Origin of the sequence: Corynebacterium doosanense CAU 212 = DSM 45436 (assembly GCF_000767055.1) — a bacterium.
GTDB lineage: Bacteria > Actinomycetota > Actinomycetes > Mycobacteriales > Mycobacteriaceae > Corynebacterium > Corynebacterium doosanense.
In genome coordinates this window covers 2,211,231-2,227,807 of sequence record NZ_CP006764.1, presented here as the reverse complement: position 1 = coordinate 2,227,807, position 16,577 = coordinate 2,211,231, and the positions used below count along the sequence as shown (strand labels likewise).

Sequence of the window (16,577 nt, the reverse complement as noted above, 5' to 3'; positions counted from 1 at the left end):
GAGCACCGCCATGAACGGGCTACTGGATCAGAACATCCTGCTCATGCAGCAGGTCACCTCGATGATGAGCAACAACTTCGAGATCACCGACGAACACGGGCAACCCGTGGGCATCGTGGAGACCACCGGTTCCCTGGCCTCCCGGATGCTCCGGGGCTCCCGGGCGCTGACGGTCACCGAGGTCAGCGGCGAGCCCGTGCTCTCCGTGGCCGACTCGATGAACCTCGTGCGCGACACCTTCGAGCTTTCCGACCCGCACGGCCAACCCCTGGCGCACCTGCGCAAACGCTTCGCCGTCTTCCGCACCAGCGTGGACATGCACCTCGCGGACGGCACCGTCGTGGAGATGAACGGCAACGTCCTCGGCTTCGACTTCGAGTTCCGTCTCGGAGACCGGATTCCGGCCCGGGTCTCCCGCCAGTGGTCCGGGTTCGGCAAGGCGCTTCTCGGACGCAGCACCTACTCGGTGCAGTTCGACCCCGAGGCCCCGCGCCACGTGCGGGCCGCCATCATCGGCGGGGTCATCGCCCTGGATCTCATCCGGCGCAAGGCCGAGAACAACGGTTAACCCCAGATGCGCTGTGCCCAGATCGTCCCGCGCCATGCGGCGACGACACACAGCGCGAGGGTCAGCAGGAGATAGCGGGTGAACTCCCACCACCGACGCTTCTCGACGAGCTCCGCCAACTGATTCGCGAAGCTCGACCACGTCGACAGCGCACCGGCCACCCCGGTTCCCACGATGAGCGGGATGACACCCGGAGAGCCGGCCGCGACGCCGAGGATCACCGATCCGATGACGTTGGCGGCCAGCGTGGCCGGATGCGCCGGCAGAACCCGGGTGAGCGACCACCGGGCCACACCCCCGAAAAACCCGCCCGCGGCCACCAGCACCAGGGCGGCAATGGTGGGGCTCATCGCGCGCGCCCCCGGGACAGTCGGCGCCCCAGCAGTGCGGCGCCGACGCAGCCGAACACCGTGAGCAGGGTGTAACAGAGGGCCTGGAGAGCGGGGAGCTGGGCTGTGAGCAGGGCGTAGGCTGACATCGTCGTGAAGCCGCCGAGGAAACCCGTACCCCAGAACGGTCCCGGCCGGAAGAAACCCATGAGCGCGCAGCCGAGCACGTTGACGGCGAGGATCGCCGGGAGATCAACGCCGACGGCCTCGGTGAGCGCCCAGCGGATCATGCTGCCGAGCGCGGCACCGAGGCCGACGAGTAGCGCTTCTGCGAACACGGAGGGTGATGTTACTTCCAGTTCGGCATCTGGGCCGCAGTGAACTCCTCGACGCTGAGCTTCGGCTTCTTCAGTTTCGGGTCGAACTTGAGATACGCCCTGGTCTCTCGGGCCACCAGGCCGGACATGATGAGTAGGCCGATGAGGTTGGGCAGGGCCATGAGGCCGTTGGCGATGTCGGAGAAGAGCCACGCGGTCTCGATCTCCGTGATGGCGCTGAGGAAGACGACCACGGTGAAGAGCAGGCGGTAGGGGAGCGATGACCACTGTCCCACCAGGGACACCAGGGAGCGCTCGCCGTAGTAGGCCCAGCCGATGATGGTGGAAAAGGCGAAGAAGATCAGCGACACCGAGACGATCGTCCCGCCCCACTGTCCCGGCAGCGCCGTGGTGAAGGCGGCCGAGGTCATCGTGGCCGCGGTGTCGGCACCCTGGTCCCACACACCCGAGGCGACGATGGTGAGGCCGGTGATGGAGACGACGATGAGGGTGTCGATGAAGGTCTGGGTCATGGAGACCAGGCCCTGACGCACCGGGTGTGAGGTCTTCGCCGCGGCGGCCGCGATGGCGGCCGAGCCCATGCCGGACTCGTTGGAGAAGATGCCGCGGGCGACGCCGAAGCGCACGGCGAGCATGATGGTCGCGCCGACGAAGCCACCCTGGGCCGCGGTGCCGGTGAAGGCGTCCGTGAAGATCAGGGCGATGGCCGCGGGAAGGCGGTCGGCGAGCAGGAAGAGCACGACGAGGCCGCCGACGACGTAGATGACGATCATCAGCGGGACAAACGCCGAGGTGATCTTGCCGATCGCCTGGATGCCGCCCAGCAGGGTCGCGCCTGTGAACACAAACATGATCACGCCGGTGATCCAGGGGTCGACCCCGAAGGTGTCCTTCATGCCCGCCGCGACCGAGTTGCCCTGGGTGAGGTTGCCGATGCCGAAGGCCGCGATGGAGGCGAAGAGCGCGAAGAGGAAGGCGAGCGCGGCGCCGAAGCCGCCCGGAATACCGCGCTTGAGGTAGATCTGCGGGCCACCCAACTGGTTGCCCTTGTCATCGACGACGCGGTAGCGCACGCCCAGGTAGGCCTCGGTGTACTTCGAGGCCATGCCCAGCAGGCCGGTCACCCAGATCCAGAACAGCGCGCCCGGGCCGCCGACGGAGATGGCGGTGGCCACGCCGACGATGTTGCCGGTACCCACCGTGGCTGCGAGTGCCGTGGTCAGCGCCTGGTAGTTGGAGATGTCTCCGGCGTTGCCCTCCTCGTCGCCGTCGAAGAAGGCGTGGCGCATGGCCCGTCCGAGCGTGCGGAACTGCAGCCCGCCGAGGCGGATGGTGAGGTAGAGGCCGGTGCCGAGCAGCAGGGGGATGAGTACGAACGGTCCCCAGACCACCGAGGAGATCGTCCCCAGCGCGGAGTTCAGGCTTTCAGTCATGGGAAAAAAGTAGCGTGCGTCACATGGGCACGGGTAGTTTCGGATACTTAACATGCCCCCGCGCGGGGGTGGACCCGCGGTTTTCTGCGCCCGCCCGAGAGTGCGCCGATAATGGGCCCCGAACCCAGAACCCCGATTGTGAGGAACACCGCCATGGCACACGACCGCGCCGGACAACCGGCCCGCCCCGAAGACCTCATCGACGTGGCCGAGCTCGTCTCCGCGTACTACACCCGGGAGATCGACCCGGAGGACGTGGCGCAGCAGGTCGCCTTCGGAACCTCCGGCCACCGGGGATCGTCCCTGGACAACGCCTTCAACGAGCAGCACATCCTCGCCACCACGCAGGCGATCGTGGACTACCGCCGCGACAACGGCATCGGCGGGCCGGTCTACATCGGACGCGACACCCACGCGCTGAGTGAGCCGGCGATGATCACGGCACTGGAGGTACTGCTTGCGGCGGGCGTCGAGACGCGTGTCGACGCCGCGGGTCGCTACACCCCCACCCCGGCGGTGTCCCACGCCATCCTCGCGCACAACCTCAGTGCCGCCGAGGGCGAGCGTGCCGACGGCATTGTCATCACCCCCTCGCACAACCCGCCGCGCGACGGCGGCTTCAAGTACAACCCGCCCTCCGGCGGGCCGGCCGACAACGACGCCACCGGCTGGATCGCGAAGCGGGCCAACGGATACCTCCGCGCCGGGCTTGAGGGAGTCGCGCGGGTATCCGTGTCCGGCGTCCTGGATGAGCGCGCGGTCAAACACGACTACCTGCGCGCGTATGTCGACGACCTGCCCAACGTGATCGACATCGCCGCCATCCGCGAGTCCGGCCTGCACATCGGTGCCGACCCCATGGGCGGGGCGTCGGTGGACTATTGGGGAGCCATCGCCGAGACCCACGGCCTCAACCTCACCGTGGTCAACCCGGACGTCGACGCCACCTTCCGGTTCATGACACTCGACACCGACGGCAAGATCCGCATGGACTGCTCCTCACCCAACGCCATGGCCTCGCTCATCGGCGGGCGGGACAAGTACGACATCGCCACGGGTAACGACGCTGACGCGGACCGCCACGGCATCGTCACCCCCGACGCAGGCCTGATGAACCCCAACCACTACCTCGCCGTCGCCATCGACTACCTCTTCGCGCACCGGCCGAACTGGCCCGACTCCACCGCCGTGGGCAAGACGCTGGTCTCCTCGTCGATGATCGACCGGGTGGTGGGCGCTCTCGGGCGCGAGCTCGTCGAGGTTCCCGTCGGCTTCAAGTGGTTCGTCCCCGGACTCATCGACGGCTCCGTCGGCTTCGGCGGCGAGGAATCCGCCGGCGCCTCCTTCCTGCGTCACGACGGCACCGTCTGGTCCACCGACAAGGACGGGCTGATCCTCGACCTGCTCGCAGCGGAGATCACCGCTGTGACCGGCAAGACGCCCTCGCAGCGCTACGCGGAACTCGCTTTGGAGTATGGGGCGCCGGCGTATGCACGTACGGACGCAGAGGCCAGCCGCGAGCAGAAGGCCGTGCTCAAGGCCCTGTCCCCGGAGCAGGTCTCGGCTACGGAGCTGGCAGGGGAGGAGATCACCGCCAAGCTCACCGAGGCTCCGGGCAACGGCGCGGCGATCGGCGGACTGAAAGTCACCACCGAGAACGCCTGGTTCGCCGCCCGGCCGTCCGGCACGGAGGACAAGTACAAGATCTACGCCGAATCCTTCAAGAGTGAGGAGCATCTCAAGCAGGTGCAGGACGAGGCGGAGGCGCTGGTCTCGGAGGTGCTGGACGCGTAAACCGGGCCCGTGGCCGACTATCGCGGGCCGGAGGGATGGTTTAGGCTGGCCCGCATGGCAATCCTTGAAAATTCCGGCTCCCGCACGGTTACGGCCCCGGTAGCAGACACCCGGACCCGGGTGTTCGACCTCATCAGCTTCGTCGCACGCTTCTACATGGCCTACATCTGGATCGTCGCGGGCCTGTTCAAGATCTTCGAGAGCAAGATGGAGATGGCCCAGGCCATCCAGGCCTACGACATCTTCACCAACGACTTCGCCTACGGCCTGGCGCACCTCATCGGGCCCCTCGAGCTCGCCGGCGGCCTGTTCCTACTCTTCGGTGTCTTCCTCCGCAACAGCGCGCTCGTAGGCAACGTCGTCCTGGTCCTGTTTGTCATCGGCATCGCCCAGGCCTGGGCTCGCGGCATCGAACTCAACTGCGGGTGTTTCAGCGCCGAGTCGGCCGCCATGAACTACCCGCTCCAGTACGCCCAGACCATCGGTCGCGACCTCTTCTACATCGCGCTCATGACCTGGACGATGTACCGGCCGTTCACGAAATGGTCCGTCTGGCCCTGATCCCGGGCTGATAGCCTTAGACGGGTAACCGCGCTGCCTCACCGAGGGGCGGGCGCGCAGCACAACGTAGAAAAGAGAAGGACAACAACCTCCATGAGCAGCTCCAGCCCGTCCAAACGCAGCGTCGCGGACCCCAAGGCCAAGAGTTCCGGCAACTTCCTCTGGGTGATCCTCGCCGTTCTGGCGATCGCCGCCGTCGTCATCGGCCTGGTGGTGTGGCAGGCGAACAACCAGCGCACCTCCGACCTCGCCGACCGCGCATCCATCGAGTACTCCGGTGAAATGCACTACGCCGACGGCGTGGTCACCCTCTCCGCCGCGGACGTCGCCGAGGGCACCCCCGAGGTCTCCCTCTACGAGGACTTCTCCTGCCCCTACTGCGCCGACCTCGCCCTCGCGACGGACGAGCAGATGCTCGATGAGGTGGAGAACGGCAACCTCATCGTCAACATCCACCCGCTGAACTTCATGGATGACGGCGCGGAGGGGCACTCCACCCACGCCCTCGCCGCGGTGCTCCCGCTGGCCGAGGCCGGTGACACCAACGCCTACCTCAACCTGCGCCAGCTCCTCTTCGAGGATCAGAAGAGCGTGTACAACCAGTGGGGCCCCGAGCAGTTCGCCGAGGCAGCCAAGGCCTTTGAAGGATCGGGCGACGCCGTCGACGCCATCCGCGAAGGCGATGTCAGCCAGGCCAAGACCGTCGGCCAGGACAACGGCGATCAGCTGGAAGAGCTGACCGGCACTGTGTCCTCGCCGCGCATCCTGCAGGATGGCAAGGACATCGAGATCCAGGACATGAACCAGTGGGTCTCCCAGGTGGTCGGCCAGTAGTTCCGGGTACGGATCGCCCGCGGCCAGCGGATTTGGTCGCGGGCGATGTCGCCGGGTAACTTTATCCACGTTGCCTGATGGCAATGCGGGGCTATGGCGCAGCTGGTAGCGCACCACACTGGCAGTGTGGGGGTCAGGGGTTCGAATCCCCTTAGCTCCACTTTTTCGCACACGCACCTCACCTTCCGGGTGGGGTGCGTTTTGCTGCGTGGGCCGGCGGCGGGTCTGGTCGGATGCACGCGGTCTGCTGCAGTCCAACGCACGGCCGAGCTGGTCGGATGGAGTGGCGGATCCGACGGCGCCCATCCGACCGGCGAAGCGGTGATTTGGTCTGGCGCAGCCGAGTGGCCTACTATTTCGTCTCAGTGAACAGCGGGTGTCCGCCGGATCACGGGGCTATGGCGCAGCTGGTAGCGCACCACACTGGCAGTGTGGGGGTCAGGGGTTCGAATCCCCTTAGCTCCACTGTTCATCCCGCTTCGTATCTTTCCGAGGCGGGATTTTCCGTTGCACAGGGAAGCAACAAACGCCGTCTTGTCGGGCGTTTCGTGCCTAATCTCTGGAGTATGAGCTATCGAACCGCCAGCGCGGCGACCCTGTGTGTCTGCTCCCTGTGGGTGACGGGGTGTGGTGTCGACGATGAGCGGGCGTCCCTGCCCCAGGTCACCCCGATCACCTCCTCGGCCGAAAGCGCCCCGGAGAACCGGGTCGACCCGGAGACTTTCCGTGGCCCGGGCGACGGCCACGTGTTCAAGTACCCCAGCGCGAACGGACGGGCGCGCGAGTGTTTCTTCGACGCCGAGGGAGCTACCTGCCTGGGGGTGGCGGGCCCGGACGTTCCTGACATCAGTGTTCCGCCGTTCGCGGATCAGGCCCCGTCGGCGGTCTCCGTGAGTGACACCGGGGTGCGCTACACCCTGTTCGAGGGCGTTCCACCCGCACAGGTGACGCTGGAGCGCGGCCAGTGGTTCGAATTGGGCTCGGTGAGGTGCGAGGTGGACGAGGCTCTCGACCTCACGTGCTCCGTGGGGGAGAACTCGTTCCGGATCGACGGGGACAGCGGGCTCATCTCCACGGAGGGCGTGGTGGTGGAGCACTGACCCTGTCAACTCCGCGAGCAGCTAGTTGCCCGGCCCTCCGCCGAACGTACGGATCGACGCCTTCTGCTGGGCGATGAGGATGAGGGCATCGAGAAGTGGGCGGCGCAGGGTGCTGCCGAGGACGACCAGTCGGACGGTGTCCTCGGGGTCGTCGGCGCGGGCGATGGCGTCGAGGTCGAGGCGGGCGATCTCGTCGGCGAGCGCCGAGTACTCGTCGACGCGGTCAAGCACGGAGTCCAGCCCTTCGGCGCGGAGCTCCGACAGCGCCTGGGCCGCGGCCTGGTGGGCCGGGGAGGAGGGGTCGTGGGGCCAGCCGCGGGCCTCGATGAGTTTCTCCAGCAGCGCCTGTGATTCGGGATCGGCGGAAACTTCGTCGGCGCTGCCCTCGGGCACTGGCCCCGCCTTCTGCACCAGGGCGTCCTGGGTGAGCGCGAGGGCCTCCTCGATGGAGGAGTCGGAGTCGAGGACGTCGATGATCTCGTGGATCTTGGCCAGGGGGAGCCCGGCGACCTTGGAGAGGGCCCGGATGAGGCGCAGACGGTCGAGGTGGGAGTCGTCGTAGGCGGCCTGGTTGATTCCGGTGCGGTGCCCGGGCTCGAGCAGGCCCTCGCGCAGGTAGTACTTGATGGTCGGGACGCTGAGGCCGGATCGCCTGGACAGCTCCGCCATTTTCATTGTGGACATGTGCTCACTTTAGTGGTTTACTCTTGCAGAAGGGTGTGGATAGTAGCAGTATCTATTGGGACCAGTACCGACGTGAAAGGGACACATGGCACGCATCGCTGTTTTCGGGGGCACCGGCTACCTGGGCGGATACGCAGTGAGACGACTGGCTGCGGACGGTCACCACGTTCGCGCGCTGACACGCACCGAACCCGCTCAAGATACCTTTCCGGACACGGTGGAGACAGCTCGGGCCGACATGACCAGGCCCGAGACACTGCCCGCGGCGCTGGAGGACATGGACGGGGTCCTCATCTGCGTCAACGGCGGACACGACAAGGCCACCGCCGCGGCCGTCGAGGATACGGGCGTGAAAGCCGTCGCCAAAGCCGCGGCTGCGGCCGGGGTCAGGCGCATCGTGCTCATCTCCGGGATGTACTCCCAGCCCGCCTACGCCACGTACCACTGGGAACAGGCCAAGGTGCGCGGCGAGGAGCACGTCCTCACCGGCGTGGTGCCGGCCACGGTCCTGCGCCTGGGTTTCATCAACGAGACACTCGCGCAGTTTCTCCGGGGCGGAAAGCCGGTGCTCATCGGGAAACAGCCGCACCCCGTCCGGCCCATCGCGGCGGACGACGTCATGGCCGCGGCCTCTCGGGCGCTGGTGGCGGAGGACGGCGACAACCATGTCTACGACGTCGCCGGCACCGAGGCGATGGGGCTGCGGGACGCCGTCGATAAGTACGCCCGGGCGGTTACGGGTAAAGAGCAGGCGGTGCGTGTCATGCCGCTGTGGTTCATGAAGATGCTCAACGCGACGGTGATGGGGGGAAAGATGACCAGGCCGCTGGGCATCATGCAGACGATGGACACCCACGGCGACGTCACGGACACCACCGACTTCTTCCGCGATTTCGGGCGCCCGCCGACGTCCTTCGCTGACTGGCTGGCGCAGCAGTGAGTGCGCTCGCGGTGGCGACGGTGCTGGTGTCGGGGTTCGTCGGCGGCGCGGAGTTCGCCTCCGCCACGCTCGTGCACCCGGTGATCCGCAGGCTCGAACCCGACGCGCAGCTGGTCATGGAGAAGGGACTGCTGCGCACCTTCGGCCGGGTCATGCCCGTGGGGATGACGGCGGCGGCCGTGCTCGCGGGGATACTGGCCGGCCGGGAGCCGTCGCCGCTGCTCGTCGTGGCGGCGGTGGTGCTCGTCGTCGCGCTGGTGGTCACCATCGCCGGCAACGTGCCCATCAACATCCGGACGGGCCGGATCCGCGAGCAGCAGGCGCCGGAGGGGTTCCTGGAGATGCGGCGGCGCTGGGACGTGTTCCAGCTCATCCGCGGTTCGCTGCAGCTGCTGGGGTTCGTGCTCGTGGTCTGCGGGACGGTGGGGGCTGCCTGATCCCCGTCGGTGCGCCTACCCTGGCGAGCATGACCAACAGCATTGTTCTCAACGACAACTACGAAGCCGAGCTCCGCGACATCAGCGGCGACGATTCCTTCCTGGGCGCGGGGGATCTGCTCATCGACGTCTCCCACTCCAGCCTCAACTACAAGGACGCGATGGCGCTGCGCGGCGACAAGTCCATCGCCCGCCAGGTTCCCCTCATCCCGGGCATCGACGCGGTGGGGACCGTGGTGGAGTCCGCCAGCGAGCGCTTCTCGGCGGGCGACTCCGTCATCCTCAACGGCGCCGGGCTGGGGGAGAAGCGCCATGGCGGCTACACCCCGCAGCTGCGTATCGACGCCTCCTCCACCATCGCGCTGCCTTCGGCGTTCACCGCTGAGCAGGCCGGCGCTCTGGGCACGGCAGGGTTCACCGCCGCGCTCAGCGTCGATGCACTCGTGCGCCAGGGGGTGCAGCCCGAGGACGGCGAGATTCTGGTCACCGGTGCCACCGGCGGCGTCGGCTCCGTGGCGCTGCACCTGCTCAGCCAGCTGGGCTACACCACCGTGGCCGTGACCGGACGTCAGGACGAGCACGCCGAGTTCCTCACGAAACTCGGCGCCTCCGACATCCTCGACCGCGCTGATCTGGGCGAGGAGGGCAAGCCGCTGCAGAAGGCACGCTGGGCCGGTGCCGTTGACTCCGTCGGCTCAACCACCCTGGCCAACATCCTCGCGCAGACCAAGTGGGGTGGAGTGGTCACCGCTTGCGGCATGGCCCAGGGTGTCGACCTGCCCGCCACCGTCATGCCCTTCATCCTCCGCGGCGTGCACCTCGCCGGCGTCAACTCCGTCGACGCCCCGCTGGAGCTGCGCCAGAGCGCGTGGGATCTGCTCGCGGAGAAGCTCGACGCCGCGGTTCTGGATGACATGACCACCGTCATTGGCCTGGACGAGGTCATTCAGGCAGGTTCGGACCTCATGGACGGCAAGCTCTCCGGCCGCACGGCGGTGCGCGTTCGCTGATGGCAGAGACCTTCTCCAAGAATCCCGACGAACCGCAGTCCGCGCTCGCCGAGGCCGCCGGCCTGCGCTGGCTGCGCGAGGCCTCCGACGCGGTAGCTGAGGTGGTCTCGGCGGACGAACACCAGATCACCACCACACGCGTCGCTCCGGTGCGCCCCACCGCCGAGGCCGCGCGGGAGGCCGGGCGTGAGCTCGCCCGGATCCACCTCGCCGGTGCCGAGGCCTTCGGCTCCCCGCCGCCCGGCTGGGACGGGCCGAACTACATCGGGACGCAGACCCAGGAGTGCACACCCGCGCACAGCTGGGGTGAGTTCTACGCCGACCAGCGGGTTCTGCCCTTCGCGGAGAAGGCCCAGCGGGTGGGAAACCTCTCCGCCGACGGGCTGGAGACCGTGCGCCGTGCCTGCGCTCTCATCCGCGAGCACCGCTGGGACGTCAGCCCGGCCAGGGTGCACGGCGACCTGTGGTCGGGCAATCTGCTCTTCGGCGAGCAGGGCGCGGTGATGATCGACCCCGCGGCCCACGGCGGCCACCCGGAGACGGACCTGGCCATGCTTGCGCTCTTCGGTGCTCCCCACCTGGCGGAGATCCGCGCCGGGTACGCCGAGGTCAACCCGCTTCCGGGCGGCTGGCTCACCCACACCCCGATCCACCAGCTCCACCCTCTGGCCGTGCACGCCGCCTCCCACGGCCCGAGCTACGGCGACGCGCTCGTCGACGCGGCGCGGGAGACCCTGGAGATCCTGGGATAGCCGCGCGGTTCTAGCCGCGCCACCACTGGTCGTCCGGCCCGGCCGGCAGGTGGCGCTTGTGGGTGCCCTTCGCCCACAGCTGCTCGATGCGCTCGCTCGCCTGCCCGGACACCGCGCGGCCCTCGAGGTAGTCGTCGATGTCGCGGTAGGTGACGCCCAGCGCCTCCTCGTCGGGCAGCGCCGGCCGGTCGTCCTCGAGATCCGCGGTGGGCACCTTCAGCCACGTCGATTCCGGCGCGCCGAGGGCCTCCAGCATGGCCGCGCCCTGGCGTTTGTTCAGACCCGCCAGGGGCAGCAGGTCGGCGGCGCCGTCGCCGAACTTGGTGAAGAACCCGGTGACGTTCTCCGCCGCGTGGTCCGTGCCGATGACCAGCAGGCCCTTCTCCCCGGCGACGGCGTACTGGGCGATCATGCGCTGGCGGGCCTTGATGTTGCCCACGTTGAAGTCGCTGAGCTCGGCCTGCCCCAGCGCACGCGCGGCGTCGCGCTCGGCCGCGTCGGTCGCGTCTTTGATGTTGATCACCAGGCTGTGGTCGGGCCGGATGAACTCCAGCGCGACCTGCGCGTCCGCCTCATCCGACTGAACCCCGTAGGGCAGGCGCAGCGCCCAGAACGCGACATCCGCCCCGTCGCTGCGAAACTTCTCGACGGCCAGCTGCGCCAACCTGCCTCCCAGCGTGGAGTCCTGCCCGCCGGAGATGCCGAGGACAAACCCCTTCGCTCCCGTGGTGGCGAGGTAGTCCGCGAGGAAATCGACCCGCCGGGCGATCTCCTCCCCGGGGTCCCTGGTCGGACGGGTCCCTAGTGCGGCGATGATGTGGGCCTGGGTGCTGGCGGCGTCGGGATTCATGTCGCCCCAGCGTAGTGCGCTGTCCGGCGTGGACGTGAGGTTTTCCTGTTTTGGTGGAAGGGCCCGGTGTGGGGTAAGGTTTCCCCTCGTGTCATGGCTGGCTACTCTGCCAGCCGTCGTCAGGCTTTTCGCGGTCTTTACTTTCGCGGGAGTTGTAGCCGGCGAAAGTCAACGTCGCGCAGATAAGAAAGGAGCGCCCGATGAAGGTTCGCAAGTCGCTTCGGTCGCTGAAGAACAAGCCGGGCGCCCAGGTTGTCCGTCGCCACGGCAAGGTCTTCGTGATCAACAAGAAGGATCCCCGCTTCAAGGCCCGCCAGGGCTAGTTCCGGATCCGGGGCCGCCAGGCTCCCGTCACCGCTCACCGACATTGTCGGTGGGCGGTTTTTTCGTATCTGTGGAGTTGGGTTCGGCGCGATCTTTCGAAAAGCTTCCGTCGGACACAAGGTGATTGACCAACTTTCCGAAGGAAGGAATTCGAAGGACTTGGGGGAGGCGGGCGAAAGTGTGGTGTTTGTCACATTTAGCGCCCCTCGCGGCCGGCGAACAGCACTTTCCGCAGGACAACTTCCGCCCGTGTAATTCGGTGCCGGGCCGAGGCGGCGCGGGCAATTCAATATGTAGGCTGGGCCGAACTCGCGTACTGGGAATACCACCCATGTAACTACTATATGTAGTGCGTATTGCGGGTTCCGGGCACAAAGTATAGTGTCTACCGGGACAGGCCAACGCGGGATGTAATTCACCCACCGGGCGTTGACCACAGCGAAAAAGAATACAAGTAGCGCCCCTGTTCCGAGGGTCGCCCGCCACCATCTTCAGCGAGGGACTTCCACCATGGCCATCACCGTCTACACCAAGCCCGCCTGCGTCCAGTGCAACGCCACCAAGAAGGCCCTCGACCGCGCCGGGCTCGACTACGAGCTCGTCGACGTCTCCGTCGACACCGAGGCCCGCGACTACATCATGGCGCTCGGCTACCTCCAGGCTCCCGTTGTCGCCGTCGACGGCGATCACTGGTCGGGCTTCCGCCCCGAGCGCATCTCCGCGCTCGCCGCGCGCGTCGCCTAACAGAAGCACCCGCTCCACCAACCACCGCGCGGTCGCCGCGTGGTGGAGAAAAGAATCAGGGCCCCTGCATGTTGATCGTGTACTTCTCTTCGGTCACGGAGAACACGCGCCGGTTCGTCGATAAGCTCCAGCTGCCCAGCGTCCGTATTCCGCTGCGGCTGAGCGATGAGCCGCTCACCGTCAACGAGCCCTACGTCCTCGTCTGCCCCACCTACGGGGGAGGGGCGTCCGTCAGTCACGAGAACAGCCAGCCCGTTCCCCGCCAGGTCATCCGGTTCCTCAACGACACCCACAACCGCAGCCTCATCCGCGCCGTGATCTCCGGGGGAAACACCAACTTCGGGGCGGACTACGGCAAGGCCGGCGAGGTCATCTCCCGGAAATGCCAGGTCCCCTACGTCTACCGCTACGAACTCTTCGGCAACGACGAGGACGTGCGCATCGTCCGGGAGAACCTGCTGTCCCGGGCGGAGCACCTGGGACTGAATCCTTCGCCGGCATAAGCGCCACGCACGAACGTCGACACGCACCGTCCTCCCCGCCATGAGAAAGGCCCCTCCCACCGTGAGCACCACCACCGTCCTCGGACAGTCCAGCCCGAACAGCCCGAACCGCGACCAGCTCGACTACCACGCCCTCAACGCCCTGCTCAACCTCTACAACGACGAGGGCATGATCCAGTTCGACAAGGACCGGGAGGCGGCCAACCAGTACTTCCTGCAGCACGTCAACCAGAACACGGTGTACTTCCACGATCTGGAGGAGAAACTCGACTACCTGGTGGAGAACCGGTACTACGAGCCGGAGGTGCTGGCCCAGTACGACTTCGACTTCATCAAGTCCCTGTACAAGCGCGCCTACGCGTTCAAGTTCCGTTTCCACACCTTCCTCGGCGCGTACAAGTACTACACCTCGTACACCCTGAAGACCTTCGACGGGAACCGCTACCTCGAGCGTTTCGAGGACCGCGTGGCCATGACCTCCCTCTTCCTCGCCGAGGGTGACACCGCCGTGGCGGAGAACCTCGTCGACGAGATCATGGGCGGGCGTTTCCAGCCGGCCACCCCGACCTTCCTCAACGCCGGTAAGGCGCAGCGCGGCGAGCTCGTCTCCTGCTTCCTCCTGCGCATCGAGGACAACATGGAGTCCATCGGCCGCTCCATCAACTCCGCGCTGCAGCTGTCCAAGCGCGGCGGCGGCGTCGCCCTGCTGCTGAGCAACATCCGCGAGTCCGGCGCGCCCATCAAACACATCGAGAACCAGTCCTCGGGTGTCATCCCCGTGATGAAACTCCTGGAGGACTCCTTCTCCTACGCCAACCAGCTCGGCGCACGTCAGGGCGCCGGCGCGGTCTACCTCAACGCGCACCACCCCGACATCATGCGGTTCCTGGACACCAAGCGCGAAAACGCGGACGAGAAGATCCGCATCAAGACCCTGTCGCTCGGCGTGGTCGTCCCGGACATCACCTTCGAGCTGGCCCGCAAGAACGACGACATGTACCTGTTCAGCCCGTACGACGTCGAGCGCGTCTTCGGCAAGGCCTTCGGCGACATCTCCATCTCCGAGCACTACTGGGAGATGGTCGAGGACGACCGCATCCGCAAGTCCAAGCTCAACGCCCGCGACTTCTTCCAGACCCTCGCGGAGATCCAGTTCGAGTCCGGCTACCCCTACATCCTCTTCGAGGACACGGCGAACCGCTCCAACCCGATCCAGGGCCGGATCAACATGTCCAACCTCTGCTCGGAGATCCTGCAGGTCAACACCCCGTCCGAGCTCAACGACGATCTCTCCTTCGAGACCATCGGCAACGACATCTCTTGCAACCTCGGCTCGATGAACATCGCGCTGACCATGGATTCGCCCGACTTCACCAAGACCGTCGAGACCGCCATCCGCGGCCTGACCTCCGTCGCCGACCAGACCAGCATCGACTCCGTCCCGTCGATCCGCGAGGGCAACAACAACTCCCACGCCATCGGCCTGGGCCAGATGAACCTGCACGGCTACCTCGGCCGCGAGCACATCCACTACGGCTCCGAGGAGGGCCTCGACTTCACCAACGCGTACTTCGCCGCGGTGATGTTCGCCGCGATCAAGGCCTCGAACACCATCGCCCGCGAGCGCGGCGAGACCTTCGACTCCTTCGCCACCTCCGAGTACGCCTCCGGAGCGTTCTTCGACCGCTACGACCCGGCCGACTTCGCCCCGAAGACCGACAAGGTCAAGGCCCTGTTCGACGCGTCGACCGTGCACACGCCGAGTGCCGAGGACTGGGCGCAGCTCAAGGCCGATGTCATGGAGCACGGCATCTACAACGCCTACCTCCAGGCCGTCCCGCCGACGGGCTCGATCTCCTACATCAACAACTCCACGGCCTCGATCCACCCGATCGCCTCCAAGATCGAGATCCGCAAGGAAGGCAAGATCGGGCGGGTGTACTACCCGGCGCCGCACATGGACAACGAGAACCTGGAGTACTTCCAGGACTCCTACGAGATCGGGTACGAGAAGATCATCGACACCTACGCCGAGGCCACGAAGTACGTGGACCAGGGGCTGTCGCTGACGCTGTTCTTCCGCGACGACGTGACCACCCGCGACATCAACCGCGCGCAGATCTACGCGTGGCGCAAGGGCATCAAGTCTCTGTACTACATCCGCCTGCGCCAGATGGCGCTCGCCGGCACCGAGGTCGACGGCTGCGTCTCCTGCATGCTGTAGGACGCTTATCGACGAACGCCGTGCCCGCCCCCGGAATGCCTGGGGAGACGGGCACGGCGTTTGTCGCCTCGGTCAGTCCTGCGCAGGCTCCAGCGCCTCGCGGACCTCGGAAATGAGCTCGCGAGAGGCGGTCTCCGCGGCCCGGCAGTCACCGGCGTGGATCGCCCGGGCCAGCTTCTCGTGGGCGTCCAGCGCCTCGCTGGCGGGAACCTCGGGCTGCATCCCGAACTCGGTGCGGCCGTAGAGCGCCTTGAGCAGCGGCGAGCTCAGCGCGGTGAACATCTCGTTGCCCGAGGCCTCGAGCAGCAGCGCATGGAACCGCATGTCCGCGGCCAGGAAATCCGACGACGCCCCCTGCGTGCCTTCCCCGAGCTCGCGGATGGTAGTGGCCAGGGCCAGGAGCTCGTCCTTCTGGGCGGGAGTCGCCGAGGCGGCGGCGTTGTAGGAGGCGATGGGCTCGACGGCGATGCGCAGCTCGGTGAGGGAGTGGAGCTGGGCGTCACGTTCGGAGTCGGTCTGCAGCCGCCAGGTGATGACGGCCGGGTCAAACACGGCCCAGGAGTTGCGCGGGCGCACCGTGATGCCCACGCGGCGCGAGGAGTTGACCAACCCGAGCTGCTCCAGCGCGCGCATCGCCTCGCGGGCGACGGTGCGGGAGATGTCGAAGCGGTCGCCGATGGTCTGCAGGGTGAAGGTGTACCCCTCGGGCATGACACCGGAGATGATCTCCCGGCCGAGCTCGTCCAGGACCGTGGTGAGGAGGGGGGTGGCTGGGGAAGAAACGATGTCGCCGGGCATGTCAGCCACGTGTCCTTTCGTTGACCGGCCAGGGCGGCCGGCTGATGGTGACCTCGCATGCGCGGTGCACGGGGGTGTGCGGGCAACCCGAGAACCGGGGAGGGCATATACAAAAGATCATACAATCCGGGGGTGAATTGTTCCGGATGAGAACACAAAGTCGGGGAGGAATCCCCGAGGAACAGCGCGGGGGGACTGGGCCGGGGGACTAAGCCGAGTGCACGAGTCATGGGTACACTGACGGTTCCAGCCCTGGTGAAGCCGCGAACCTGTTCCGGCTCCCAGAAAGTGTGGGAAGACCGTCGATAAGCGGCAGGTCACAGCCCCTTCCGATGTCAGATTGAGTTAGGTGAA

The 16,577-nt window shown here is 66.8% G+C and carries 19 protein-coding genes and 2 tRNA genes; 15 read left to right on the top strand and 6 right to left on the bottom strand.

The window, feature by feature from the left end:
- Positions 1–10: 10 nt before the first annotated feature.
- Positions 11–568 (top strand): LURP-one-related/scramblase family protein, encoded by a 558-nt coding sequence (locus CDOO_RS10910; RefSeq protein WP_018020539.1) that lies wholly within the window; start codon positions 11–13, stop codon positions 566–568.
- Here the strand turns inward: CDOO_RS10910 and CDOO_RS10905 are convergent.
- From CDOO_RS10905 to CDOO_RS10895, 3 genes are read right to left on the bottom strand one after another with little or no spacing between them, the layout of a single operon-like run.
- Positions 565–918 (bottom strand): fluoride efflux transporter FluC, encoded by a 354-nt coding sequence (locus tag CDOO_RS10905; RefSeq protein WP_018020540.1) that lies wholly within the window; start codon positions 916–918, stop codon positions 565–567. The two genes, CDOO_RS10910 and CDOO_RS10905, sit on opposite strands and share 4 nt — an antisense overlap.
- Positions 915–1,235 (bottom strand): fluoride efflux transporter family protein, encoded by a 321-nt coding sequence (locus CDOO_RS10900; protein ID WP_018020541.1) that lies wholly within the window; start codon positions 1,233–1,235, stop codon positions 915–917. The genes CDOO_RS10905 and CDOO_RS10900 overlap by 4 nt, the downstream gene beginning before the upstream one ends.
- 11 nt (positions 1,236–1,246) lie before the next feature.
- Complete coding sequence (locus CDOO_RS10895; RefSeq protein ID WP_018020542.1) at positions 1,247–2,668, bottom strand: alanine/glycine:cation symporter family protein; 1,422 nt, start codon at positions 2,666–2,668, stop codon at positions 1,247–1,249.
- Positions 2,669–2,821: 153 nt separating this feature from the next.
- On the opposite strand from CDOO_RS10895, the gene pgm reads away from it, so the two are divergent.
- The 6 genes from pgm (at position 2,822) to CDOO_RS10865 (ending at position 6,957) form a co-directional block, all read left to right on the top strand.
- On the top strand, positions 2,822–4,462 hold the full coding sequence (gene pgm / locus CDOO_RS10890; RefSeq protein ID WP_018020543.1) for a phosphoglucomutase (alpha-D-glucose-1,6-bisphosphate-dependent): 1,641 nt from the start codon (positions 2,822–2,824) through the stop codon (positions 4,460–4,462).
- Positions 4,463–4,618: 156 nt separating this feature from the next.
- Complete coding sequence (locus CDOO_RS10885; protein ID WP_051063956.1) at positions 4,619–5,023, top strand: MauE/DoxX family redox-associated membrane protein; 405 nt, start codon at positions 4,619–4,621, stop codon at positions 5,021–5,023.
- Between the two features lie 93 nt (positions 5,024–5,116).
- Entirely contained in the window at positions 5,117–5,857 is a 741-nt protein-coding gene (locus tag CDOO_RS10880; RefSeq protein WP_018020545.1) for a DsbA family protein, read from the top strand.
- Between the two features lie 87 nt (positions 5,858–5,944).
- A tRNA-Ala gene (locus CDOO_RS10875) sits at positions 5,945–6,017 on the top strand.
- Between the two features lie 232 nt (positions 6,018–6,249).
- Positions 6,250–6,322: transfer RNA gene (locus tag CDOO_RS10870), tRNA-Ala, on the top strand.
- A 101-nt stretch (positions 6,323–6,423) separates the two neighbouring features.
- The gene (locus CDOO_RS10865; RefSeq protein ID WP_020384492.1) at positions 6,424–6,957 is read left to right on the top strand and encodes a hypothetical protein; all 534 of its coding nucleotides are present in this window, start codon (positions 6,424–6,426) and stop codon (positions 6,955–6,957) included.
- Positions 6,958–6,978: 21 nt separating this feature from the next.
- Here CDOO_RS10865 and CDOO_RS10860 read toward each other — a convergent pair whose 3' ends face one another.
- Positions 6,979–7,641, bottom strand: coding sequence for a MerR family transcriptional regulator (locus CDOO_RS10860; protein ID WP_155861242.1), 663 nt, complete (start codon positions 7,639–7,641; stop codon positions 6,979–6,981).
- A gap of 85 nt (positions 7,642–7,726) precedes the next feature.
- On the opposite strand from CDOO_RS10860, the gene CDOO_RS10855 reads away from it, so the two are divergent.
- Genes CDOO_RS10855 through CDOO_RS10840 form a run of 4 tightly spaced genes read left to right on the top strand, consistent with a single transcriptional unit; the run spans position 7,727 to position 10,780 of the window.
- A complete protein-coding gene (locus CDOO_RS10855; protein ID WP_026159158.1) occupies positions 7,727–8,581 on the top strand; it encodes an SDR family oxidoreductase in 855 nt (284 codons plus the stop codon).
- Positions 8,578–9,018 carry an anthrone oxygenase family protein gene (locus CDOO_RS10850; RefSeq protein WP_018020549.1) on the top strand — a complete coding sequence of 147 codons (441 nt, stop codon included), beginning with the start codon at positions 8,578–8,580 and terminating at the stop codon, positions 9,016–9,018. Before CDOO_RS10855 ends, CDOO_RS10850 begins: the two co-directional genes overlap by 4 nt.
- A gap of 29 nt (positions 9,019–9,047) precedes the next feature.
- Complete coding sequence (locus CDOO_RS10845) at positions 9,048–10,028, top strand: MDR family oxidoreductase (RefSeq protein WP_018020550.1); 981 nt, start codon at positions 9,048–9,050, stop codon at positions 10,026–10,028.
- The gene (locus tag CDOO_RS10840) at positions 10,028–10,780 is read left to right on the top strand and encodes a fructosamine kinase family protein (RefSeq protein WP_018020551.1); all 753 of its coding nucleotides are present in this window, start codon (positions 10,028–10,030) and stop codon (positions 10,778–10,780) included. Before CDOO_RS10845 ends, CDOO_RS10840 begins: the two co-directional genes overlap by 1 nt.
- 10 nt (positions 10,781–10,790) lie before the next feature.
- On the opposite strand, the gene nadE is transcribed toward CDOO_RS10840, so the two are convergent.
- A complete protein-coding gene (nadE, locus tag CDOO_RS10835; RefSeq protein ID WP_018020552.1) occupies positions 10,791–11,630 on the bottom strand; it encodes an ammonia-dependent NAD(+) synthetase in 840 nt (279 codons plus the stop codon).
- A gap of 200 nt (positions 11,631–11,830) precedes the next feature.
- Here nadE and ykgO point away from each other — a divergent pair, with 200 nt between their 5' ends.
- The 4 genes from ykgO (at position 11,831) to nrdE (ending at position 15,425) form a co-directional block, all read left to right on the top strand.
- A complete protein-coding gene (gene ykgO, locus CDOO_RS10830) occupies positions 11,831–11,953 on the top strand; it encodes a type B 50S ribosomal protein L36 (RefSeq protein WP_012732041.1) in 123 nt (40 codons plus the stop codon).
- A 511-nt stretch (positions 11,954–12,464) separates the two neighbouring features.
- The gene (gene nrdH, locus CDOO_RS10825) at positions 12,465–12,698 is read left to right on the top strand and encodes a glutaredoxin-like protein NrdH (RefSeq protein ID WP_026159161.1); all 234 of its coding nucleotides are present in this window, start codon (positions 12,465–12,467) and stop codon (positions 12,696–12,698) included.
- A 68-nt stretch (positions 12,699–12,766) separates the two neighbouring features.
- Positions 12,767–13,201, top strand: coding sequence for a class Ib ribonucleoside-diphosphate reductase assembly flavoprotein NrdI (nrdI, locus tag CDOO_RS10820; RefSeq protein WP_018020553.1), 435 nt, complete (start codon positions 12,767–12,769; stop codon positions 13,199–13,201).
- A gap of 40 nt (positions 13,202–13,241) precedes the next feature.
- Positions 13,242–15,425 (top strand): class 1b ribonucleoside-diphosphate reductase subunit alpha, encoded by a 2,184-nt coding sequence (gene nrdE / locus CDOO_RS10815; RefSeq protein ID WP_038573420.1) that lies wholly within the window; start codon positions 13,242–13,244, stop codon positions 15,423–15,425.
- 72 nt (positions 15,426–15,497) lie between these two features.
- Here the strand turns inward: nrdE and CDOO_RS10810 are convergent, their stop codons facing one another.
- Positions 15,498–16,223 carry a FadR/GntR family transcriptional regulator gene (locus CDOO_RS10810; RefSeq protein ID WP_018020555.1) on the bottom strand — a complete coding sequence of 242 codons (726 nt, stop codon included), beginning with the start codon at positions 16,221–16,223 and terminating at the stop codon, positions 15,498–15,500.
- Between the last annotated feature and the right edge of the window lie 354 nt (positions 16,224–16,577).

Bases quoted from the DNA above. Each gene is read 5' to 3' on its own strand.
- ykgO (WP_012732041.1), top strand. From the start codon at position 11,831: ATGAAGGTTCGCAAGTCGCTTCGGTCGCTGAAGAACAAGCCGGGCGCC.
- CDOO_RS10905 (WP_018020540.1), bottom strand. From the start codon at position 918: ATGAGCCCCACCATTGCCGCCCTGGTGCTGGTGGCCGCGGGCGGGTTT.
- CDOO_RS10895 (WP_018020542.1), bottom strand. From the start codon at position 2,668: ATGACTGAAAGCCTGAACTCCGCGCTGGGGACGATCTCCTCGGTGGTC.
- nrdE (WP_038573420.1), top strand. From the start codon at position 13,242: ATGAGAAAGGCCCCTCCCACCGTGAGCACCACCACCGTCCTCGGACAG.
- nrdH (WP_026159161.1), top strand. From the start codon at position 12,465: ATGGCCATCACCGTCTACACCAAGCCCGCCTGCGTCCAGTGCAACGCC.
- CDOO_RS10865 (WP_020384492.1), top strand. From the start codon at position 6,424: ATGAGCTATCGAACCGCCAGCGCGGCGACCCTGTGTGTCTGCTCCCTG.
- nadE (WP_018020552.1), bottom strand. From the start codon at position 11,630: ATGAATCCCGACGCCGCCAGCACCCAGGCCCACATCATCGCCGCACTA.
- CDOO_RS10855 (WP_026159158.1), top strand. From the start codon at position 7,727: ATGGCACGCATCGCTGTTTTCGGGGGCACCGGCTACCTGGGCGGATAC.
- nrdI (WP_018020553.1), top strand. From the start codon at position 12,767: ATGTTGATCGTGTACTTCTCTTCGGTCACGGAGAACACGCGCCGGTTC.
- CDOO_RS10860 (WP_155861242.1), bottom strand. From the start codon at position 7,641: ATGTCCACAATGAAAATGGCGGAGCTGTCCAGGCGATCCGGCCTCAGC.
- CDOO_RS10885 (WP_051063956.1), top strand. From the start codon at position 4,619: ATGGCCTACATCTGGATCGTCGCGGGCCTGTTCAAGATCTTCGAGAGC.
- CDOO_RS10845 (WP_018020550.1), top strand. From the start codon at position 9,048: ATGACCAACAGCATTGTTCTCAACGACAACTACGAAGCCGAGCTCCGC.
- CDOO_RS10910 (WP_018020539.1), top strand. From the start codon at position 11: ATGAACGGGCTACTGGATCAGAACATCCTGCTCATGCAGCAGGTCACC.
- CDOO_RS10810 (WP_018020555.1), bottom strand. From the start codon at position 16,223: ATGCCCGGCGACATCGTTTCTTCCCCAGCCACCCCCCTCCTCACCACG.
- CDOO_RS10840 (WP_018020551.1), top strand. From the start codon at position 10,028: ATGGCAGAGACCTTCTCCAAGAATCCCGACGAACCGCAGTCCGCGCTC.
- CDOO_RS10880 (WP_018020545.1), top strand. From the start codon at position 5,117: ATGAGCAGCTCCAGCCCGTCCAAACGCAGCGTCGCGGACCCCAAGGCC.
- pgm (WP_018020543.1), top strand. From the start codon at position 2,822: ATGGCACACGACCGCGCCGGACAACCGGCCCGCCCCGAAGACCTCATC.